The following is a 19,763-nucleotide window of genomic DNA, read 5'->3' as shown; positions in this document are numbered from 1 at the left end:
CCTACTGCCGGCGGTCACCGGCGGTGGCGAACACCCGCTGGTTCAACCGTCGGAGTCGGCTGGGCCCGAGCCGATCACCACACCGGTGCGCAGTTCGGCGAGCATCGCGAGCACGGCCGCCGCCGCGGCCGGCCCCTCCACCCGCTCGCGCGCCTGGGTGTCGCCCTCGCCGACCTTGATGCCGACATCGTCGGGGCTCAGGGTCGCGAACACGTCCTCGTCGGTCACGTCGTCTCCGAGGAAGAGGGCCGGAGCCTCGGGCAGACCGGCACGGATCGCGGCGAGCGCCGATCCCTTGTCGGTATCGCGCACCGAGAACTCCCGCACCCGCTTGCCCACGCGGTGCTTGAAACCGGCCGATGCCGCGAGCTCGACGGCGGCCTCGAGCAGTTCCTCGGCGTGAGCCTCGTCGCGCACCTCGCGCGTGTGCACGGCGATCCCGAAGGGCTTCTGCTCGAAGCGCACACCTGGCTCGTCGCCGAGCACGCGGTGCAGCAGGCGCTCGAGCGAGGCGATGCGGTGCGCGTCGTCGTCGCTGAGCGGGGCCGGTCCGCCGCTCTCCGCACCGCCGGGAGACGCGAGCTCGGCTCCGTGGGAGCCCGAGATGGTCCAGTCAGGCGCGTCGAGCCCAGTGGCGGCGAGGCCCGCGAGGGATCGCCCGGACAGCACGACGACGCTCACGCCCGGCGCACGGCTCAGCACCTCGAGAGCCTGCCTCGCCCGCGGGAGGATGCGGGCGTCCTGGGGCCTGGCGACGATGGGGGCGACCGTGCCGTCGAAGTCGGTCACCACGGTGAGCGCCGGGGCCGAGGCCAGGCGGCGGATGCGTGCGGCCAGGCTGCGCGGCACGAAGGCGTCCTGCACCGAGATCTCACCCGTCGGTGCGGCTTCGCCGCCCTCGGTCGCGGCGTCGCGCAGTTCGGCGGCGGTGCCGACCGCTCCCAGGAACTGCTCGGCCCAGCGCGCCACGTCGTAGTGGGTGATGACACTGCGCAGCGCGCGCATACGGCGCTCCTGCTCGGCCGCGGGCATGTGCACCGCGCGCAGGATCGTCGATTTGAGACCCTCGATGTCGTGCGGGTTGACGAGGAGCGCGTCGCGCAGCTCGTCGGCCGCGCCGGCGAACTCGCTCAGCACGAGCACACCCCGCTCGTCGGAGCGCACCGCGATGTACTCCTTCGCGACCAGGTTCATGCCGTCGCGCAGCGGAGTCACGAGCAGCACGTCGGCCGCGAGGTAGAGGGCCGCCATCTCCTCACGCCCGTAACCCTGGTGCAGGTAGACGACGGGGGTCGCACCGATCGCGCCGTAGGAGCCGTTGATGCGCCCCACGGTCACCTCGACGTCGTCGCGCAGCTGCTGGTAGGCGCCGACCCGCTCCCGGCTCGGACTGGCGACCTGCACGAGCACGGCGTCGCGGGCCGAGACGTCGCCGTCGGCGAGCATCTCCTCGAACGCCTTGAGGCGGTGCCTGATGCCCTTCGTGTAGTCGAGCCGGTCGACGCCGAGCATCACGGTCTCCGGATCGCCGAGCTCGTCGCGGATCTCGCGCGCCCGCTGTCGCACGCGGGGCAGCCTGCCGAGCTCCTCGAAGGCCGCCGCGTCGATCGAGATGGGGAACTCCTGCGCGAGCACCTGCCGCCCGTCGGCCGCCCTGAGCGCATTGCCGAGGGCGGGGGCGCCGAGGTACCGCTCTGCGGCCATCCGGAAGTTCACCGCGTCCTGCACCCGCTGGAAGCCCACGACATCGGCGCCGAGCATGCCGCGCACGATCGGCTTGCGCCACGGCAGCTGGGCGAAGAGGCTGCCGGGCGGGAACGGGATGTGCAGGAAGAACGCGATCGTCAGGTCGGGGCGCATCTCGCGGATCATCTCGGGCACGAGCTGCAGCTGGTAGTCGTGCACCCAGACGATCGCCCCCTCGCCCGCGCTCTCGGCGACGCGTTCGGCGAAGCGCCGGTTGACCGCGCGGTAGGTCTCCCACCACTCGCGGTGGTACTCGGGCTGCGCGATGACGTCGTGATAGAGGGGCCACAGGGTGCCGTTCGAGAACCCCTCGTAGTATTCCTCGATCTCATCCGCGCTGAGGGTGACCGGTGCGAGCTGCATGCTCTCGAGCGAGAACGGCTCGATCTCGGCGTCGGCGATGCCTGCCCAGCCGACCCAGAGGCAGCCGAGCTCCTTCACGATGGGTTCCACAGCGGTGACGAGCCCGCCTGGCGAGGTGCGCCACGAGACGCTGCCGTCGGGCGCGGTGACCCGATCGACCGGCAGCCGGTTCGAGACCATGACGAGTTCCCGCCGCCCCAGAACATCGCTGAGTGTTCGGTTCCGTGATTCCATACCGCTCCGCTCCCCCAGGTTCTTCTCCTGCCAGGCTAGCGCGCCGGCTCGGGAGCGGGCGAGGGGTCGCGATGGCTGGTGCCGAACTGCTAAAGCGAGGGATCAGCCGCCGAGCGGGCGCCGGCGAGTCGAAACCGAGGGCCCGCCCCGATATCTCAGCCGCCGAGCGGGCGCAGCTCCAGTTCGTCGGCCGAGCGCACGCCCGCGCGCACGTTCGCGAAGCTCGCGAAGCCGTCGGACTCGATGCGCGAGAGCAGCGCCTTCATGTTCTTCTGCCGCTTCTCGAGGCGCACGCGGTGGCCGCGCTCGACGAGCGCGCGCTTGAGCGCGAGCAGGTCTGCGAGCTCGACATCGGCGTCGTGGACGAGCGCGACCGATTCGGGACCCGTCGACTCGGGCAGCGAGATCAGGTCGACGATGCGCTCGAAGCCGATCGAGAAGCCGACCGCCGGGACCTCCTGACCGAGGAAGCGTCCGACCATGCCGTCGTAGCGCCCGCCGCCGCCGACCGAACTGCCCGACCCGGGGTGCGCCACCTCGAAGATGGTGCCCGTGTAGTAGCCCATGCCGCGCACGAGCGTCGGATCGAAGCGCACCTCGACGCCCGCGGGCAGCGCGCCGTCGAGCGCGTCGCCGAGCGCCGAGAGGTTCGCGACGCCCTCCTCTGCGGCTCCTGCGGGGAGCACGGCCGTGATCGCGTCGCGTGTGAGGGCGATACCGTCGCCCGCGACGGCGGGCTCGACGGCCGCGAGCACCTCTCCGATGCGCGCGGCTCCTGCGTCGTCGATGCCGCGCAGCTCCTCCACGACCCCGGCCGCACCGATCTTGTCGAGCTTGTCGATCGTGATGAGGGCGCGGTCGTGCGTCTCGGGCGGGAAGCCGCAGTGCGCGAGCAGCCCGAAGAGGATGCGCCGATCGTTGACGCGGATCACGCAGCCCTCGAGGCCCAGTGCCGCGAGCGCTTGGGCGCTCGCCGTGACGAGCTCGACCTCGGCGAGCAGCCCCGCCTCGCCGATGATGTCGATGTCGGCCTGCACGAACTGCCGGTAGCGCCCCTTCTGCGGACGCTCGGCGCGCCACACCGGCCCGATCTGGATCGAGCGGAAGACGGGCGGCAGCTCGGCGCGGTTGCTCGCGTAGAAGCGGGTGAGCGGCACCGTGAGATCGAAGCGCAGGCCGAGATCGGCGAGACGCTCGGCGTCGCCCGCCTCGTTCGCAGCGGCGAGCTGCTCGGGCCGGATCCCTCGCTTCAGGATCGAGAAGCTCAGCTTCTCGTTGTCGCCGCCGAGGCCGGCGTGGAGACGCGCGTAGTCCTCGACCACGGGCGTCTCGATCTCGTCGAAGCCGTGGGCCCGGTAGACGCTTCTGATCACGCCGAGCGCGTGCTCGCGGCGCGCCTTGTCTGCGGGGAGGAAGTCGCGCATGCCGCGCGGCGGATTCACGGGGTTGGCCATGGTCATCCATTCTTCCACGCCCGGCGCTCCCCCACTCGCGCTCCGGGTGTCGATTCGGCGAGGGATCGCGGCCGCGGGCGCTGGACCCGCATCACCGACGCCTCCCTGCTCGAGGGGCACGCCCGGTGACCAGGAGAACTTGCACTGCCTAAGCAGCACAAGTTGTGCTAGCTTTGCAGCACAATAGCTTCGGGTCCACCCGCGGGCCGGGAGCGTCACTCTCCGGAAGGGATCGACATGGAAATCCCCACCTGGCTGTTCGCGGCCCTCCGCACCCTCAATGACCTGCTGCCGCCCGTCGAGATCGCCATCACCCTCGGCGTCGTCTTCTTCGGGCTCTCCCGGATCCGCCGCGGACGCATCGTCTCGCTGCCGGCGAGCGGACGGCGCTCGCGAGAGCTCACGGGGATCGGGATCGGGGGCTCGCTGACCGTGCTGGTGGTCGCGACCGCGACGAGCTGGATCGCGACGCTCGATCCGACCCAGCAGATGTGGCTCGGCTGGTGGCTGCGCCCGCTGCCGCTGCTCGCCGCGGCCGGCGTCATCGCGGTCTCCTGGTTCGCGCTGCGCCGCGAACCGCTGCCCGCCCCGGGTGAGCGGGCGATCTCCCCACGCAGAAGGTGGTGGGCGTTCGCGCCGCTGCCGGCCCTGTGGCTCACCACCGCTGCCGCCGGCATGCTGCTGTTCGTGTCGGTCTGGCACTCGATGATGGGCGTCTCGGCACCCGCAGGCGCAAACCGCTACGGCATCGGCCCGGTCATCGACCCCGGCGCAGCAGGCTTACCCGTCTACATGCCTGCACCCGACGACAACGGCTACATCTGGGGAGCTGGTTGGCCCAATCACCTCGCCACCGTGCTGGTGATGCTCGTCGCAGCGACCGCGCTCGTGCTCGTGCTGAGCAGCGACGCGAACCGGCCGGTATTCGCCCGCTCCACCGCCCCGGGAGTGCGCGAGGAACGCTCAATCACCGCACGCCTGCTGGTCTGCATCGCGCTCGGCGGGGTGCTGCTGACGCTCGGGGCGGCACTGGCCCACATCGGCTTCGTCGGAGAGATGATCGTGGGCATTCACAACGAGGGTGAGGAGCAGGAGGCCGTCGCCCGCTTCTACGTCGGCACCGGCTACAGCGACTTCGCTCCGCTCATGCACAAGGGCGGCTACCTCGTGCAGGGCATCGGTGCGGCGCTGCTGCTGCGGCTCGCGGTGGATACCTGGCGAGCGCGGGAGGCCCGGAACCGCGATCGGGCGAGGGATCCCGAGGAGCCCGCACCGGGCGACGCCGCCGGGAGCGCCGAGCCAGGGAACGCCGCCGCGGGGAGCGTGCCGTCCGGAAGCACTCCCGTCGGCAGCGGCACCGACAGCGATACCGTCAGCGGCAACGGCGTCGCCTCAGAGACCGTACGATGACTCCCGTGCATCCCGAAGCCCCGGCCCCCCGAACGGCCGACGATATCGCCGAGCTCTTCCGGGGCGCGATCCACTCGGGCCAGCTCGGCGACGGCGAGCGCCTGCCCACCGTGCGCCAGACCGCGCGCGATTTCGGCGTCGCCCAGGCGACGGCGGCGAAGGCCTACCGCGCACTCGAGCAGGAGGGGCTCGTCGTCACACGCACCGCGGCAGGCACCCGTGTGGCGCCCGGCGCCTCGCGCGCGTCCGGCCCCGTGGTCGAGCACGCCCGAGCCCTGGCCGCCGCCGCTCAGCAGACGGGCATGGGGTTCGACGACGCGGCCGCCGTGCTGCGCGCGGTGTGGGCGTCGCCGCCTCCCGCAGGCTGAGCAATGCGACGCACCGCCTCCGCCACTCGAGCGGGGTGGTGTGAGCAGGCTCCTCGCAGAGCAGGTGGATCCCTCGCCCGTCAGGTCCCGCTCATCGCCCTCGCGGCGAGTCGGTCGACGGCGAGGCGCAGCGCGCGGTCCGGGTCCACTCCCGCCGCATTCGCTCGCAGCACGAGCGCGAGCAGGGCGTCGCCGATGCCGTTCTCCGCCATCTGCTGCTCGTCGGGCCCGATGGCGCCGACGAGCGGGTCGTCGGGATGGCTCTCTCCCGCACCCGGATCGATGAGTCGGGAGCGTTTCAACCGCTCGACGACCTTCGCGGCGCGGGCGAGGGTCGGCATGCCGGCTGGGATCCCTTCGAGCGCGCCCCGCGAGCCGCGCTCCTCGCCCGCGGCGTCCTCCTTGAGGCGCTCCCACTCAGCGTGCAGCTCCTCGACCGTCATGTATCCCCGGTCTCCGAACACGTGCGGGTGCCTGGCCACCAGCTTGTCCGCGAGGGATCCGGCGACGCCGTCCAGGTCGTAGCCCTCGCCGTCGCGCTCGGCGATCGCGGCGTGGAAGAGCACCTGGTAGAGCACGTCGCCGAGTTCGGACCGCAGTTCCTCCGCCGGCAGCCCGCGCTCGACTGCATCGATGAACTCAGCCGTCTCCTCGACGAGGTACGGGGTCAGGGAGGCGTGGGTCTGCGCCTCGTGCCACGCGCAGCCGCCGGGCTCAACCATGCGGCGCACGACCGCGCGCACGCGCTCGAGCGGATCAGCGCTCGCGATCCCTGTCTCATCGGCCGTTTCCACTGCTCGGTGATCCACGTGATCCATGGCCTCCACTCTACGCAGCCAGTCTGCGGGCCTCCGCAGAGCCCGGCGACCGTACCGGTTCTCCCGATCGCCCGCGCACACGCCCATGCGCGGCTCAGGCCGTCAGTCGACGGCGTCTCTGCGGGCGCGGGTCTGCTCGGCGCGAGCCGCGAGCTCGTCGTCGGCCGGGTAGGCGATCTCCTCGAGACTCAGACCGTGCGCGGGCATCACCGTGAAGCGGCTCGTACGCTCGCGGGCATCGCGCAGCGCGGGCAGCTCCGTCTCCGCGAGCCGTCCCGAGCCGACAGCCACGACGGCTCCGACGAGGGCACGCACCATGGAGTGGCAGAAGGCGTCGGCCTCGATGCTCGCGGCGATCGCGCCGTCCTCCGTTTCCCGCCAGTCGAAGCGCAGCAGATCGCGCACGGCGGTCGCTCCCTCCCGAGCTTTGCAGAAGGTGGTGAAGTCCTGCAGACCGAGCAGTTCGTCCGATGCGCGCTGCATCGCCGCGAGATCGAGCCGCCGCGGCACCTCGGCCGTGAAGCGCGCCGTCAGCGGGTCGCGGCGCGATCCCTCGCCGCGCAATCGGTATTCGTATCGGCGGCGCAGCGCCGAGAAGCGGGCGTCGAACTCGGCGGGCACCACGCGCACCGCGTGCACCGCGATGTCGGGAGCCGCCCGCTTCAGCACTCCGTTCAGCCGCCGTGCGCGCAGCAGATCCTCGGCGCCGGGCAGGTCTGCGTCGCGGGCGGGCCCGCGACCGTTCCACTTCGCAAGGCCCTCGGCGCTGACGTCGAGGTGGGCGACCTGACCGCGAGCGTGCACGCCGGCGTCGGTACGTCCGCCGACCGTGAGCCGCACGGCGTCGACCGGCAGGCGCAGCAGCACCGCGATCGCGGCCTCGAGCTCCCCCTGCACCGTGCGCAGCCCCGGCTGCACGGCCCAGCCCGAGAAATCGGTGCCGTCGTAGGCGATGTCGAGACGGAGGCGCGCGGTCGCTGTGGTCATTCCTCGATCCTGCCAGACCGGCCTCCGACCCGCGGACCCCACGGCCGCCGATCCCTCGTCGCTTCTTCCAGCGGGAATGACGGTTTCAGCGAGACCGACTGTTTCAGTGCCCCCGGAAGCGTCGATCTCGCCGAAAACGTCGTATTGGGTGCGCGCAGCGCAGGGAGCCGGTGCTCCCTGCGCTGCGTTCCCGGCACCCCGCAGACGCCCGGAGTTCCTCGCTTAGAATGGGACGATTGCCACCGGGCGACCGACCCGCCCGAGAAAGATGACGATGCCCGCTCCCCTCCCCGCCCAGAATCCGTCAGCCGCGAGGTTCGGCGGGCTCGACGGACTCCGAGCGGTGGCGGTCGCGCTGGTGCTGGTCTACCATCTCTTCCCCGACCTCCTGCCCGGAGGGTTTCTCGGGGTCGACGTGTTCTTCGTCATCAGCGGCTTCCTGATCACCTCGCTGCTGCTGCGGGAACTGGATATGCACGGCAGGATCGACCTCGTCGGATTCTGGCGCAGGCGGGCGCGCAGGCTGCTGCCCGCGCTCGGACTCGCGCTGCTCGTCACGACGTCCCTCGCATGGACGGTGGGGGGCGATCTGCTCGTCGGCATCGGCAGGCAGATCGCGGGCGCGGCGTTCTTCGTCAGCAACTGGGTCTACGTCGCCGCGGGGGCCGACTACTTCACCCGCGACAACCCCGAGCTGTTCCGCAACACCTGGTCGCTCGCCATCGAGGAGCAGTTCTACATCCTCCTCCCGTTGCTCCTGCTGCTGCTCTTCCGGTTGCGCGGCAGGCGGGCGCGCTCCGTGCTGCTCATCGCTCTCGGCACGGCCTCAGCCTGCTGGATGGCGGTCCTGTCGCTGCTCGGGGCCGATCCCACCCGCATCTACTTCGGCTCCGATACGCACACCTTCGGACTGCTGCTCGGAGCGGGTGCCGCCGCACTGCTGCACCGCCCCCCGGAGCCCCCCGTCTCGCCCGACTCCCTCCGCGCATCCGGCTCCGCCGCCGCTGTTCCCGCCGCTCTGCGTCGCAAGACCGGGGTTGCCGCGCAACTCGGGTGGATGGTCGCCGCACTCGCCGGACTGGCCGTGCTCGGCTGGCTCGCAGCGACGCTGCCCGAGGCGAGCCCGATCAGCTTCCACGGCGGCTTCCAGCTCGCCACGCTGGCGTCGCTCGTGGTGGTCTGCGCGATCACCCGCCCGCGCGCGTGGATCGGGCGCGCGCTCGACGTGCAGCCCCTGCGCTGGGTCGGCGAACGCTCCTACGGCATCTACCTCTGGCACTGGCCGCTGCTGATCGTGTTCGCGGCGGCGTTCGGCGAAGGGGTCGAGCCATGGATCGTCGGTCTCGTCACACTCGTCTTGACCATCGTGGTCGCCGCGCTCTCATACCGCTACGTGGAGCGCCCGATCCGCCGCATCGGGCTCGTCAAGTCGTGCAAGCGCGCCTTCTCCATCAGAACGCAGACGCCCCGACACCGTGTCGTCGCGATCTCGCTCGGCCTCGTGATCCTCCTGACGCTGCCCGCCACCGCCTACGCGATCGCCACGGCGCCCAGGCTCAGCTCCGCGGCCGAGGCCATCGCGCGCGGTCAGGCCGCTCTGGACCGTCAGGCCGAGACTGACGAGAACGCAGACGGCTCCGCGACTGACGGCTCGAATGGGGAGGATGCTGCCGCCGGCTCCGCATCGAAGGGCGAGGGATCCACGAAGAGCGAAGGCAAGGGATCCACCGAGGGCGAGGGACCCGCGAAGCCCGCTCCCCCGATCGCGCCCGAGGGCCGCGACATCACCGCCATCGGCGACTCGGTGATGCTCGCGAGCCTGCCCGAGCTCACCGAGACCTTCCCGGGGATCGCGGTCGACGCCGCCGTGTCGCGCGGCTTCGGAGCGGGCGTCGGCATCGCGCAGGGAGCCTCGCAGCAGGGATCACTGCGGCGCGTGGTCGTGGCCGGCCTCGGCACGAACGGCACCGTCCAGCCGGAGGAGCTGGATGCGCTGCACCAGGTAACGGGCGATCGCCCGCTCGTGCTCGTCAACGCCTACGGGGAGCGCGACTGGATTCCCGGCGTCAACCAGCAGCTCGCCGACTACGCCGCGGCCCATCGCGGTGTGGTGGTGGCCGATTGGGCCGGGTCGGTGAACGGTGTGGACGGGGCGCTCGCTGGCGATGGGATCCACCCGAACCCGAGCGGCGGCGAGATTTACGCCGAGGCCGTGCAGCGAGCGCTTGAGGAGCTCCAGACGCCCGATGAGGCGATCGGCTACGGGATCCCTCGCCGCTGAGCGAGCTGGGCCCTCCTCAGATCGAAGGAGCCCGCCGATCGAGCGGATCGAAGCCCCCTGTACGCAGCAGAGCGCCCCGCGATCCGGCAGGGATCGCGGGGCGCTCGTGCGCAGCGGAAGGGCCTTACTCGGCCTTCTCCTCAGCAGCATCCTCGGCGGGAGCCTCGGTCTCGGCAGCCTCCTCGGCGGGGGCCTCCTCGACGACCTCGGCCTCCTCGGCCTTCGGCTCCTCAACCGGAGCCGCAGCCTTCTTGGCCTTGGGCTTCGGGTTGACGGGCTCGAGAACGAGCTCGATCACCGCGAGGGGCGCGTTGTCGCCCTTGCGGAAGCCGGTCTTGATGATGCGGGTGTAGCCGCCCTCACGGTTCTCGACGAGCGGCGCGATCTCGGTGAAGAGCTCGTGCACGACCGACTTGTCGAGGATCTGGCGCATGACACGACGGCGAGCGTGCAGGTCGCCGCGCTTCGCGAAGGTGACGAGGCGCTCGGCCACGGGCTGCAGGCGCTTGGCCTTGGTCTCCGTGGTCTGGATGCGCTTGTGCTCGAAGAGCTGCGCCGCCATCTGGTTCAGCATCAGGCGCTCGTGAGCGGGTCCGCCTCCGAGGCGGGGGCCCTTGTTGGGCTTCGGCATTGTTTACTCCAGTGGATGTGCGATCGGGTCGGGAAGAACCGGATCGTTAGTTGTTGTCGTCTTCGTAGCTGTAGAACTGCGCGCCGTCGAAACCGGGCACGGCGTCCTTCAGCGAGAGGCCCATCTCGGTGAGCTTGTCGCGCACCTCGAAGACGGACTTCTGGCCGAAGTTGCGGATGTTCATGAGCTGCGCCTCGGAGAGCGCGACGAGCTCGCTCACCGTGTTGATGCCCTCGCGCTTCAGGCAGTTGTAGCTGCGCACGGAGAGGTCCAGATCCTCGATCGGGATCGAGAGCTCGCCCTCGGTGGCGGCCTCGACCGGCGCGGGGCCGATCTCGACGCCCTCGGCGGCCGTGTTCAGCTCGCGGGCGAGGCCGAACAGCTCGACGAGGGTCGAGCCGGCCGATGCGATCGCGTCGCGCGGCGTGATGGCGGGCTTGGTCTCGACGTCGACGACGAGGCGGTCGAAGTCGGTGCGCTCCCCGGCACGAGTGGCCTCGACGCGGTAGGTGACCTTGAGCACGGGCGAGTAGATCGAATCGACGGGGATCCGGCCGACCTCGGCGTCCTCGTTGCGGTTCTGCGCAGCCGAGACGTAGCCGCGGCCGCGCTCGATGGTCAGCTCGAGCTCGAACTGGGCCGAGTCGCTGAGCGTCGCGATGACGAGCTCGGGGTTGTGCACCTCGACACCCGCGGGAGCGGAGATGTCTGCCGCGGTGACCTCGCCCTCGCCGGTCTTGCGCAGGTACGCGGTGATCGGCTCGTCATGCTCGCTCGAGACCACGAGGGCCTTGATGTTGAGGATGATCTCGGTGACGTCCTCGGTCACGCCGGGGATCGTGGTGAACTCGTGGGCGACGCCCTCGAAGCGCACGCTGGTGACGGCGGCGCCCGGGATCGAGGAGAGCAGCGTGCGACGCAGCGAGTTGCCGAGCGTGTAGCCGAAGCCGGGCTCGAGGGGCTCGATGGCGAAGCGCGAACGGAACTCGGAGATGGATTCTTCAGTCAGAGTGGGTCGCTGTGCAATGAGCACGGTGTGTGATCCTTTCGCTGGAGTCCGCTATATGACTCATGCGGTATCGGGAATGTGGGATGCGACGGGGCGCTGAGACAGGGATCTGCAGCGCTCCGTCGCACACGAGTGCTCGTTAGACGCGACGACGCTTCGGCGGGCGGCAGCCGTTGTGCGTCTGCGGGGTGACGTCGTTGATCGAGCCGACCTCGAGGCCGGCGGCCTGCAGCGAGCGGATCGCGGTCTCGCGGCCCGAGCCGGGGCCCTTGACGAAGACATCGACCTTCTTCATGCCGTGCTCCTGCGCCTTGCGCGCAGCCGACTCGGCGGCGAGCTGTGCGGCGAACGGGGTCGACTTGCGCGAGCCCTTGAAGCCGACTCCGCCGGACGAGGCCCAGCTGATCACGGCGCCGGTGGTGTCGGTGATCGAAACGATCGTGTTGTTGAACGTCGACTTGATGTGGGCCTGGCCCACAACAACGTTCTTCTTGTCCTTGCGACGCGGCTTACGAGCCGCCGTCTTGGGTGCAGCCATTGGGTGTTCTCCTGAAAAGCTCTGTGTGTTGGGTCAGTGAACCGGCGGTTACTTCTTCTTGCCGGCGACGGTGCGCTTCGGGCCCTTGCGGGTGCGAGCGTTCGTCTTGGTGCGCTGACCGTGCACGGGCAGGCCCTTGCGGTGGCGGAGACCCTGGTAGCTGCCGATCTCGACCTTGCGGCGGATGTCGGCGGCGACCTCGCGGCGGAGATCGCCCTCGACCTTGAAGTTGCCTTCGATGTAGTCGCGGAGCGCGACGAGCTGGTCGTCGGTGAGGTCCTTGACGCGGATGCTGCCGTCGATACCGGTGTCGGCGAGGGTCTTCAGCGCGCTGGTGCGGCCGACGCCGTAGATGTAGGTGAGTGCGATCTCGACGCGCTTATCGCGCGGGATGTCGACTCCTGCGAGACGTGCCATGGTGGCTCTCCTTGCGGATCTGTGGAGGTGTGGTGCGCACCGGGGGTTCGGGCCTCCGACCCGAGGTGTCCACCGGCGTGGGCCGGTTTCTTCGATGCGCTGGAATCAGATGTTGAGTTGTGAGTGTTCTGCTCGAGCAGACCCGTCATCCTGCATGAGCTCGCGAATCGCAGGATCTCGGAGAGATCCCGCGAGCCACTCCTCGCGCAGAATGACGATCCGATTAACCCTGACGCTGCTTGTGGCGCGGGTTGCTCTTGCAGATCACCATGACGCGGCCGTGACGACGGATGACCTTGCAGTGATCGCAGATCGGCTTGACGCTGGGCTTGACCTTCATGATGTTCCTTCGTGGTTCGCTGTCCTCGTACCCGCGGGGTGCCGCGGGCCGTTACTTTCCAGCGGCCTACTTGTAGCGGTAGACGATGCGACCGCGGGTCAGATCGTACGGAGTCAGCTCGACGATCACGCGATCCTCGGGGAGGATCCTGATGTAGTGCTGACGCATCTTGCCCGAGATATGGGCGAGAACCTTGTGGCCGTTGGTCAGCTCGACGCGGAACATCGCGTTCGGCAGAGCCTCGACAACCTGTCCCTCGATCTCGATGACGCCGTCTTTCTTCGCCATAGCCTCACTATCGCTTGCGTAGGTGTACTGGTCTTGCGAATGCCCCGGCCTGATTCTGAGAACACAAAAACAGGCGCAAAGCACCAAAGATCAAGAGTACTCGCTGTTACGCGGTTTGTAAAGGCGAGGGATCCGGCGGGGCCGAGATCGGTTACGGGATCGGAACCGGGGTGATCCCGAACGGCGCGAGGCCCTCCGCCCCGCCATCCTCGGAGGTGAGCACCCAGATGCCGCGCTCGTGCACGGCGACCGTGTGCTCCCACTGCGCGCTCATGGAACCGTCTGCGATGCGCACGGTCCAGTCGTCGTCCTCGACGACGGTGTCGATGCCGCCCGCGGAGACGATCGGCTCGATCGCGACGACGAGTCCGGGCTTCACCTCTGGTCCGCGGCGCGCGACGGGCACGTTGAACACCGGCGGATCCTCGTGCATGCTGCGTCCGATGCCGTGGCCGATGTAGTCCTCCAGCACGCCGAAGTCGCTGTTCGCGCGCACGTACGACGAGACCGCCTCCCCCACCTCGTTCAGGTGAGATGCCTCGGCGAGCCGCGCGATGCCGCGCCACATCGCCTGCTCGGTGACGTCGCTGAGCTTCGAGAGGCGCGCCGTCCGATCGGTATCGGCGTGGTCGGGCAGCACGGCCGTGAAAGCGGTATCGCTGTGCCAGCCGCCGATCACCGCGCCGACGTCGAGCGACACGATGTCTCCCGCGGCGAGCGGGCGCTCGGTCGGGATGGCGTGCACCACATGCTCGTTGACGTTCGCGCAGATCGTGTGGCGGTAGCCCGGTTCCAGCATGAAGTTGGGGGCACCCCCGCGCGACCTGATCGCGTCTTCGGCGATCGCGTCGAGCTCGAGCGTCGTGATCCCGGGCCGCACGGCCGCGCGCATCGCAGCGATCGCGGCCGCGCCGGCCAGGCCGGGCTCGACCATCAGCCGCAGCTGGGCCGGCGACTTGTAGATCGATCGACGCAGGAAGCCTCGACGGGCCACGACCTAGCTCTCCACCGGCGCTGCGAGCTTCGCGTCGAGGCCCGCGGCGATCCGGTCGGCCACCTCGTCGACGGAGCCGAGCCCGTCGACGGTGACGAGGATCCCTCGCTTCGAGAAGAGGTCGATCAGCGGCGCGGTCTGCTCCGCGTACACCTCCTGGCGGTGGCGGATCACGTCCTCGGTGTCATCGGCGCGGCCCTCGATCTCTGCGCGCTTGAGCAGGCGTGCGACCACGGCGTCGACGTCGGCCTCGAGCAGCACGACGGCATCGAGCGACGAGCCGTCGAGCATGCCGTCGAGCGCGTGGACCTGCTCGACGTTGCGCGGGTAGCCGTCGAGCAGGAAGCCGCCCTCGGCGTCTGCCTGGGCGAGCCGATCCTGCACGATCTCGTTCGTCAGCGAGTCGGGAACCAGCTCGCCGCTCTCGATGATCGCCTGCACGCGCTGTCCGAGTTCGGTGCCGCCCTTGATGTTCGCGCGGAAGATGTCGCCGGTGGAGATGGCGGGGACGCCGTAGCGCTCGGCGATCCTGCCGGCCTGCGTGCCCTTGCCGGCCCCGGGCGGGCCGATGATGAGGAGTCGGGTGGTGGTTTCGCTCATTTGAGGAGCCCTTCGTAGTGACGCTGCTGCAGCTGCGCGTCGATCTGCTTGACGGTTTCGAGGCCCACACCGACGATGATGAGGATCGAGGCCCCGCCGAACGGGAAGTTCTGGTTCGCGCCGAAGAAGGACAGCGCGATCAGCGGCAGCAGCGCGATGACGCCGAGGTAGAGCGAACCGGCGCTCGTGATGCGGTTCAGCACGTAGTTCAGGTATTCGGCGGTCGGACGGCCGGCGCGGATGCCGGGCACGAAGCCGCCATAGCGCTTCATGTTGTCGGCGACCTCCTCCGGGTTGAAGGTGATCTGCACGTAGAAGAACGTGAAGCCGATCACGAGGAGGAAGAAGACCAGCATGTAGAGCGGCTGGTCGCCGTAGACGAGGTTGTTCTGCACCCAGACGACCCAGGGCTTCGGGTCCTCGCCGATCTGCGGCTGGTTGAACTGCGCGAGCAGCATCGGCAGGTACAGGATGGCCGAGGCGAAGATCACAGGGATCACGCCCGCCATGTTGACCTTGATGGGGATGTAGGTGCTCGAGCCTCCGTAGGTGCGGCGCCCGACGACGCGCTTCGCGTACTGCACGGGGATGCGGCGCTGCGACTGCTCGACGAAGACGACGGCGGCGACGACCACCAGGCCGACCGCGATGACCAGGAAGAAGACCTCCCAGCCGCGCGACTCCTTGATCACCCACAGGGCGTTCGGGAACTGCGCCGCGATCGAGGTGAAGATCAGCAGCGACATGCCGTTGCCGATGCCGCGCTCGGTGATGAGCTCGCCGAGCCACATGATCAGGCCGGTGCCCGCGGTCATGGTGACGATCATGATGAGGATCGCCCACCACTCCTGCGACACGAGGTTCTGGCAGGCCTGGTTGGAGATGGAGCCGAAGAGCTGGCCCGAGCGCGCGACGGTGATGAGGGTGGTCGACTGCAGCACGGCGAGCGCGATGGTGAGATAGCGCGTGTACTGGGTCAGCTTGGCCTGGCCGGCCTGGCCCTCCTTGTGCAGCGCCTCGAAGTGAGGGATCACGACGCGGAGCAGCTGCACGATGATGGAGGCCGTGATGTACGGCATGATGCCCAGCGCGAAGATGGAGAGCTGCAGAAGCGCTCCGCCGCTGAACATGTTGATCATCTCGTAGAGACCCGAGGTGCCGGCCCGGTTCGCTGCGAGGCAGGCCTGCACATTGTCGAACTGCACGAACGGCGCAGGGATGAACGATCCGAGCCGGAACAGCGACACGATGCCGAGCGTGAAGACGATCTTCCGCCTGAGATCAGGGGTCTTGAAGATCCGTCCGATGGCGCTGAACAAATTCTGCCTCCTGGGAGCGTCGTCTTGGGCCTTCGCCTGACGACGAGAACCAACTACACCAGCCTACACGGACGAAGCTGGCTACGGGTGGACGCGGAGCGTTCACCGCCGCTTCGTCCTCGCGCTACAGCGCGAGTCCAGACCGAGTGCGAATGAAAAAAGCGGGGGTGGACGGGGCGGCATGTGTGCCGGCCCCGTCACTCCCCCGCTGCTCGAGTCATGCTCGAACGTTCGAGTCCTGAAGGACCCTTACTTGACCTCGCCGCCGGCGGCAACGATCTTCTGCTCGGCGGAGCCGGAGACCTTGTCGACCTGGACGGAGAGCTTCACCTGGATGTCGCCGTCGCCCAGCACCTTGACGGGCTGGTTCTTGCGCACGGCGCCCTTCGCCACGAGGTCGGCGACGGTGACGTCGCCGCCCTGCGGGTAGAGCTCGGCGAGCTTCGAGACGTTGACCACCTGGTACTCCGTGCGGAACGGGTTCTTGAACCCGCGCAGCTTCGGGGTGCGCATGTGCAGCGGCATCTGGCCGCCCTCGAAGCCGACCTTGACCTGGTACCGGGCCTTGGTGCCCTTGGTGCCGCGGCCGGCGGTCTTGCCCTTCGAAGCCTCGCCGCGCCCCACGCGGGTCTTGGCCTTCTTCGAGCCGGGCGCGGGACGCAGGTGGTGCGCCTTGAGCACCTGCTCGCGCTCCTCGTTCTTCTCGCTCATGCGTCGATCTCCTCAACCTCTACCAGGTGAGCGACCGCGCGGATGTAGCCGCGGTTGGCCTGCGTGTCCTCGCGAACGACCGACTGGCCGATCTTGCGGAGACCGAGGCTGCGCAGCGTGTCGCGCTGGTTCTGCTTCTCACTGATGACGGACTTCGTCTGCGTAATCTTCAGGCTCTTCGCCATTACGCACCTGCCTTTGCCTTCGCGGCAGCGTCGGCCGCGGCCTTCGCCTCGGCACGCACGATGCGGGCCGGGGCGACGCGGTCGAAGTCGAGACCGCGGCGGGCTGCGACGGAGCGGGGCTCCTCGAGCTGCTGCAGCGCCTCGACGGTCGCGTGCACGATGTTCAGGGTGTTCGACGAGCCGAGCGACTTGCTCAGCACGTCGTGGATGCCGGCGCACTCGAGGACGGCGCGAACCGGACCGCCGGCGATAACGCCGGTACCCGCTGCGGCGGGGCGCAGCAGCACGACGCCGGCTGCGGCCTCGCCCTGGACGGGGTGAGGGATCGTGTTGCCGACGCGGGGCACGCGGAAGAAGTTCTTCTTGGCCTCCTCGACACCCTTGGAGATGGCGAGGGGCACCTCCTTCGCCTTGCCGTAGCCGACACCGACGGTGCCGTTGCCGTCGCCCACCACGACGAGCGCGGTGAAGCTGAAGCGACGGCCGCCCTTGACGACCTTCGAGACGCGGTTGATGGTGACGACGCGCTCCAGGAACTGGCTGTCGTTGCGATCGCGTCCGCCGCGCTCGCCGCGCGTGCCGCGGTCGCGGCTGCCGCGACGCTGCTCACGGGGCTCGCCGCGGTGATCCTGAGCGGGGGCCGAAGCTTCCGCGGCTCCGTTGACCTGGGCCTCTGCGTTCACTTCCTGCTCCTTCGTTTCGTTGCTCACAGGGACAGACCTCCCTCACGAGCGCCGTCGGCGACGGCTGCGACCCGACCGGCGTACTTGCTGCCGCCGCGGTCGAACACGACGGCCTCGACACCGGCGCCCTTCGCGCGCTCGGCGACGAGCTCGCCGACCTTGCGGGCCTTGGCGGTCTTGTCCCCCTCGAAGACGCGGAGATCGGCCTCCATGGTCGACGCCGAGGCCACGGTGTGGCCCTTGGAGTCGTCGATCACCTGGACGAACACGTGACGCGAGGAGCGGGTGACGACGAGACGGGGGCGGGCCTCCGTGCCGACGATCTTCTTGCGCAGGCGGGCGTGGCGGCGCAGACGGGCGGCCGTGCGACCCTTGGCGCGGGAAATAGAAGCGGCCATGGTTACTTACCAGCCTTTCCAGCCTTGCGACGGACGTTCTCGCCCGCGTAGCGGATGCCCTTGCCCTTGTAGGGCTCCGGCTTCTTCAGCTTGCGGATGTTCGCGGCGGTCTCGCCGACCGCCTGCTTCGAGATGCCGCTCACGGTGATCTTGTTGGCGCCCTCGACTCCGAGGGTGATGCCCTCGGGAGCCTCGAAGAGCACCGGGTGCGAGAAGCCGAGGGCGAGCTCGAGGCCCGCGCCCTTCTGCTGCACGCGGTAGCCGGTGCCGACGACTTCGAGCTGCTTGGAGTAGCCCTGGGTCACGCCGATGATGTTGTTGTTGATGAGCGTGCGGGTCAGACCGTGCAGCGCTCGCGAGTTCCGCTCGTCGTCGGGACGGGTGACCAGCACCTGGCCGTCCTCGAGGGCGACGCGGATCGGCTCGGCCACGACGAGCGACAGCTCGCCCTTCGAGCCCTTGACCGTGACCTGCTGGCCATCGATCTTGACGTCAACACCGCCGGGAACGGCGATGGGAAGCTTTCCGATACGTGACATGACGGCTTACCACACGTAGGCCAGCACTTCGCCGCCCACGCCCTTCTGCTCGGCCTCGCGGTCGGTCAGGAGACCGGAGGAGGTGGACAGGATCGCGATGCCGAGGCCGCCGAGCACGCTCGGGATCTCGGTGGAGCGCGCGTACACCCGGAGACCGGGCTTCGAGACGCGCTTCAGGCCCTCGATCGAGGTCTCGCGGTTCGGGCCGTACTTCAGCGACATGGTGAGGGTGGTGCCGACGCGAGCGGGCTCCACCTTCCAGTCGGCGATGTAGCCCTCGCGCTTGAGGATCTCCGCGATCCGCTCCTTCAGCTTCGAGCCGGGGAGCGAAACGTCGTCATGATGTGCGCTGTTGGCGTTGCGCAGCCGGGTCAGCATATCTGCGACCGGATCAGTCATCGTCATGAGTGACTCTTTCTTTACTCGCCTGGTTTCACACACCGTTACACGGGGTGCGACCTGGGTGACACACGGATCGGGTGCCCGGGAAATCCCGGGCACCCGCGCCGTTTGGACTATTCAGTTATTCGGACTTGAACGGGAAGCCGAGCGCCTTGAGCAGCGCACGACCCTCGTCGTCGGTCTTCGCGGTGGTGACGACGGTGATGTCGAAACCACGCACCCGATCAATCTTATCCTGATCGATCTCGTGGAACACACTCTGCTCGGTCAATCCGAAGGTGTAGTTGCCGTTTCCGTCGAACTGCTTGCCCGAGAGACCACGGAAATCGCGGATACGGGGCAGTGCGAGGTTGATCAGGCGATCGAGGAACTCCCAGGCACGATCACCGCGGAGCGTGACATGGGCGCCGATGGCCTGGCCCTCGCGCAGCTTGAACTGCGCGATGGACTTGCGAGCCTTGGTGACCATGGGCTTCTGACCGGTGATCTTGGTGAGGTCGGCGATCGCGCCCTCGATGACCTTGCTGTCGCGAGCCGCCTCGCCGACACCCGTGTTCACGACAACCTTCACGATGCCGGGAACCTGCATGATGTTGGCGTACTCGAACTCCTCGCGCAGCTGCGGCACGATCTCGCCCTGGTACTTCTGCTTCAGACGGGGCTGAATCTTCGTCTCGGTCATCAGAGATCCTTCCCGGACTTCTTGGCGTAGCGCACGCGAACGGTCTTCTTCTTGCCGTCCTTCTCGACCTCTTCGACGCGGAAGCCGACGCGGGTCGGCTTCTTCGTCTCGGGGTCGACGATGGCGACGTTGGAGACGTGGATCGGGGCCTCGACGGTCTCGATCCCGCCCTCGCGGGTGCCACGGGCCGACTGGCCCTCGCGCACGTGCTTCTTGACGTAGTTCACGCCCTCCACGACGACGCGGTCGCTGTCGGTGAGCACCTCGATGACGCGCCCCTGCTTGCCCTTGTAGCCGCCGCGCTCCTGCGACGGGCCCGAGATGACCTCGACGAGGTCACCCTTCTTGATCTTTGCGCCCATAGGA

At 68.9% G+C, this 19,763-nt stretch carries 24 protein-coding genes; 3 read left to right on the top strand and 21 right to left on the bottom strand.

The features are described 5' to 3' along the window. Window positions 1-42 precede the first annotated feature (42 nt). Window positions 43-2,343: a bifunctional alpha,alpha-trehalose-phosphate synthase (UDP-forming)/trehalose-phosphatase gene (locus tag J4H91_RS06310; RefSeq protein WP_208045409.1), complete on the bottom strand. Its 2,301-nt coding sequence runs from the start codon at window positions 2,341-2,343 to the stop codon at window positions 43-45. A 155-nt stretch (window positions 2,344-2,498) separates the two neighbouring features. After that, window positions 2,499-3,797 carry a histidine--tRNA ligase gene (gene hisS, locus J4H91_RS06305; RefSeq protein WP_208045408.1) on the bottom strand — a complete coding sequence of 433 codons (1,299 nt, stop codon included), beginning with the start codon at window positions 3,795-3,797 and terminating at the stop codon, window positions 2,499-2,501. A gap of 237 nt (window positions 3,798-4,034) precedes the next feature. On the opposite strand from hisS, the gene J4H91_RS06300 reads away from it, so the two are divergent. Together J4H91_RS06300 and J4H91_RS06295 are read left to right on the top strand one after the other, a co-directional pair. Then, entirely contained in the window at window positions 4,035-5,207 is a 1,173-nt protein-coding gene (locus tag J4H91_RS06300; RefSeq protein ID WP_208045407.1) for a hypothetical protein, read from the top strand. After that, a complete protein-coding gene (locus tag J4H91_RS06295; protein ID WP_208045406.1) occupies window positions 5,204-5,575 on the top strand; it encodes a GntR family transcriptional regulator in 372 nt (123 codons plus the stop codon). The genes J4H91_RS06300 and J4H91_RS06295 overlap by 4 nt, the downstream gene beginning before the upstream one ends. 80 nt (window positions 5,576-5,655) lie before the next feature. On the opposite strand, the gene J4H91_RS06290 is transcribed toward J4H91_RS06295, so the two are convergent. Together J4H91_RS06290 and truA are read right to left on the bottom strand one after the other, a co-directional pair. Then, window positions 5,656-6,393 carry a MazG nucleotide pyrophosphohydrolase domain-containing protein gene (locus J4H91_RS06290; RefSeq protein WP_208045405.1) on the bottom strand — a complete coding sequence of 246 codons (738 nt, stop codon included), beginning with the start codon at window positions 6,391-6,393 and terminating at the stop codon, window positions 5,656-5,658. Between the two features lie 102 nt (window positions 6,394-6,495). Next, on the bottom strand, window positions 6,496-7,380 hold the full coding sequence (truA, locus tag J4H91_RS06285) for a tRNA pseudouridine(38-40) synthase TruA (RefSeq protein WP_208045404.1): 885 nt from the start codon (window positions 7,378-7,380) through the stop codon (window positions 6,496-6,498). Between the two features lie 274 nt (window positions 7,381-7,654). Here truA and J4H91_RS06280 point away from each other — a divergent pair, with 274 nt between their 5' ends. Next, window positions 7,655-9,661 carry an acyltransferase family protein gene (locus J4H91_RS06280; protein WP_208045403.1) on the top strand — a complete coding sequence of 669 codons (2,007 nt, stop codon included), beginning with the start codon at window positions 7,655-7,657 and terminating at the stop codon, window positions 9,659-9,661. Between the two features lie 124 nt (window positions 9,662-9,785). Here J4H91_RS06280 and rplQ read toward each other — a convergent pair whose 3' ends face one another. The 17 genes from rplQ to rplX all read right to left on the bottom strand — a co-directional run bounded on the left by rplQ (window position 9,786) and on the right by rplX (window position 19,759). Further along, on the bottom strand, window positions 9,786-10,292 hold the full coding sequence (gene rplQ, locus J4H91_RS06275; RefSeq protein WP_208045402.1) for a 50S ribosomal protein L17: 507 nt from the start codon (window positions 10,290-10,292) through the stop codon (window positions 9,786-9,788). Between the two features lie 46 nt (window positions 10,293-10,338). Further along, on the bottom strand, window positions 10,339-11,325 hold the full coding sequence (locus J4H91_RS06270; protein ID WP_208045401.1) for a DNA-directed RNA polymerase subunit alpha: 987 nt from the start codon (window positions 11,323-11,325) through the stop codon (window positions 10,339-10,341). 115 nt (window positions 11,326-11,440) lie between these two features. Continuing rightward, window positions 11,441-11,839, bottom strand: coding sequence for a 30S ribosomal protein S11 (gene rpsK, locus J4H91_RS06265; protein ID WP_025133724.1), 399 nt, complete (start codon window positions 11,837-11,839; stop codon window positions 11,441-11,443). A gap of 48 nt (window positions 11,840-11,887) precedes the next feature. Continuing rightward, window positions 11,888-12,256 carry a 30S ribosomal protein S13 gene (gene rpsM / locus J4H91_RS06260; RefSeq protein WP_208045400.1) on the bottom strand — a complete coding sequence of 123 codons (369 nt, stop codon included), beginning with the start codon at window positions 12,254-12,256 and terminating at the stop codon, window positions 11,888-11,890. 223 nt (window positions 12,257-12,479) lie between these two features. Further along, the gene (gene rpmJ, locus J4H91_RS06255) at window positions 12,480-12,596 is read right to left on the bottom strand and encodes a 50S ribosomal protein L36 (protein WP_017885303.1); all 117 of its coding nucleotides are present in this window, start codon (window positions 12,594-12,596) and stop codon (window positions 12,480-12,482) included. Between the two features lie 66 nt (window positions 12,597-12,662). Continuing rightward, window positions 12,663-12,884: a translation initiation factor IF-1 gene (infA, locus tag J4H91_RS06250; RefSeq protein ID WP_017885304.1), complete on the bottom strand. Its 222-nt coding sequence runs from the start codon at window positions 12,882-12,884 to the stop codon at window positions 12,663-12,665. Window positions 12,885-13,035: 151 nt separating this feature from the next. Further along, window positions 13,036-13,878, bottom strand: coding sequence for a type I methionyl aminopeptidase (gene map / locus J4H91_RS06245; protein WP_341783459.1), 843 nt, complete (start codon window positions 13,876-13,878; stop codon window positions 13,036-13,038). Window positions 13,879-13,881: 3 nt separating this feature from the next. Then, window positions 13,882-14,478, bottom strand: a complete 597-nt coding sequence (locus J4H91_RS06240; protein WP_208045399.1) for an adenylate kinase — start codon at window positions 14,476-14,478, stop codon at window positions 13,882-13,884. Continuing rightward, window positions 14,475-15,797, bottom strand: coding sequence for a preprotein translocase subunit SecY (gene secY, locus J4H91_RS06235; RefSeq protein WP_208045398.1), 1,323 nt, complete (start codon window positions 15,795-15,797; stop codon window positions 14,475-14,477). The genes J4H91_RS06240 and secY overlap by 4 nt, the downstream gene beginning before the upstream one ends. Window positions 15,798-16,046: 249 nt before the next feature. Beyond that, entirely contained in the window at window positions 16,047-16,508 is a 462-nt protein-coding gene (gene rplO, locus J4H91_RS06230; RefSeq protein ID WP_208045397.1) for a 50S ribosomal protein L15, read from the bottom strand. Next, window positions 16,505-16,693, bottom strand: coding sequence for a 50S ribosomal protein L30 (gene rpmD, locus J4H91_RS06225; protein WP_046456203.1), 189 nt, complete (start codon window positions 16,691-16,693; stop codon window positions 16,505-16,507). Before rpmD ends, rplO begins: the two co-directional genes overlap by 4 nt. Further along, window positions 16,693-17,403, bottom strand: a complete 711-nt coding sequence (rpsE, locus tag J4H91_RS15510) for a 30S ribosomal protein S5 (RefSeq protein WP_208045396.1) — start codon at window positions 17,401-17,403, stop codon at window positions 16,693-16,695. The genes rpmD and rpsE overlap by 1 nt, the downstream gene beginning before the upstream one ends. Then, window positions 17,400-17,774, bottom strand: coding sequence for a 50S ribosomal protein L18 (rplR, locus tag J4H91_RS06215; protein WP_208045395.1), 375 nt, complete (start codon window positions 17,772-17,774; stop codon window positions 17,400-17,402). Before rplR ends, rpsE begins: the two co-directional genes overlap by 4 nt. A gap of 2 nt (window positions 17,775-17,776) precedes the next feature. After that, window positions 17,777-18,313 carry a 50S ribosomal protein L6 gene (gene rplF, locus J4H91_RS06210; protein WP_208045394.1) on the bottom strand — a complete coding sequence of 179 codons (537 nt, stop codon included), beginning with the start codon at window positions 18,311-18,313 and terminating at the stop codon, window positions 17,777-17,779. A gap of 6 nt (window positions 18,314-18,319) precedes the next feature. Next, on the bottom strand, window positions 18,320-18,718 hold the full coding sequence (gene rpsH / locus J4H91_RS06205; protein WP_208045393.1) for a 30S ribosomal protein S8: 399 nt from the start codon (window positions 18,716-18,718) through the stop codon (window positions 18,320-18,322). 118 nt (window positions 18,719-18,836) lie between these two features. Further along, window positions 18,837-19,397, bottom strand: coding sequence for a 50S ribosomal protein L5 (rplE, locus tag J4H91_RS06200; RefSeq protein ID WP_208045392.1), 561 nt, complete (start codon window positions 19,395-19,397; stop codon window positions 18,837-18,839). Continuing rightward, window positions 19,397-19,759, bottom strand: coding sequence for a 50S ribosomal protein L24 (rplX, locus tag J4H91_RS06195; protein WP_208045391.1), 363 nt, complete (start codon window positions 19,757-19,759; stop codon window positions 19,397-19,399). The genes rplE and rplX overlap by 1 nt, the downstream gene beginning before the upstream one ends. Window positions 19,760-19,763 lie beyond the last annotated feature (4 nt).

This window comes from Leucobacter ruminantium (assembly GCF_017565705.1).
GTDB lineage: Bacteria > Actinomycetota > Actinomycetes > Actinomycetales > Microbacteriaceae > Leucobacter > Leucobacter ruminantium.
The sequence above is the reverse complement of the archived record's forward strand: the minus strand, read 5'-3'. Positions and strand labels throughout refer to the sequence as shown.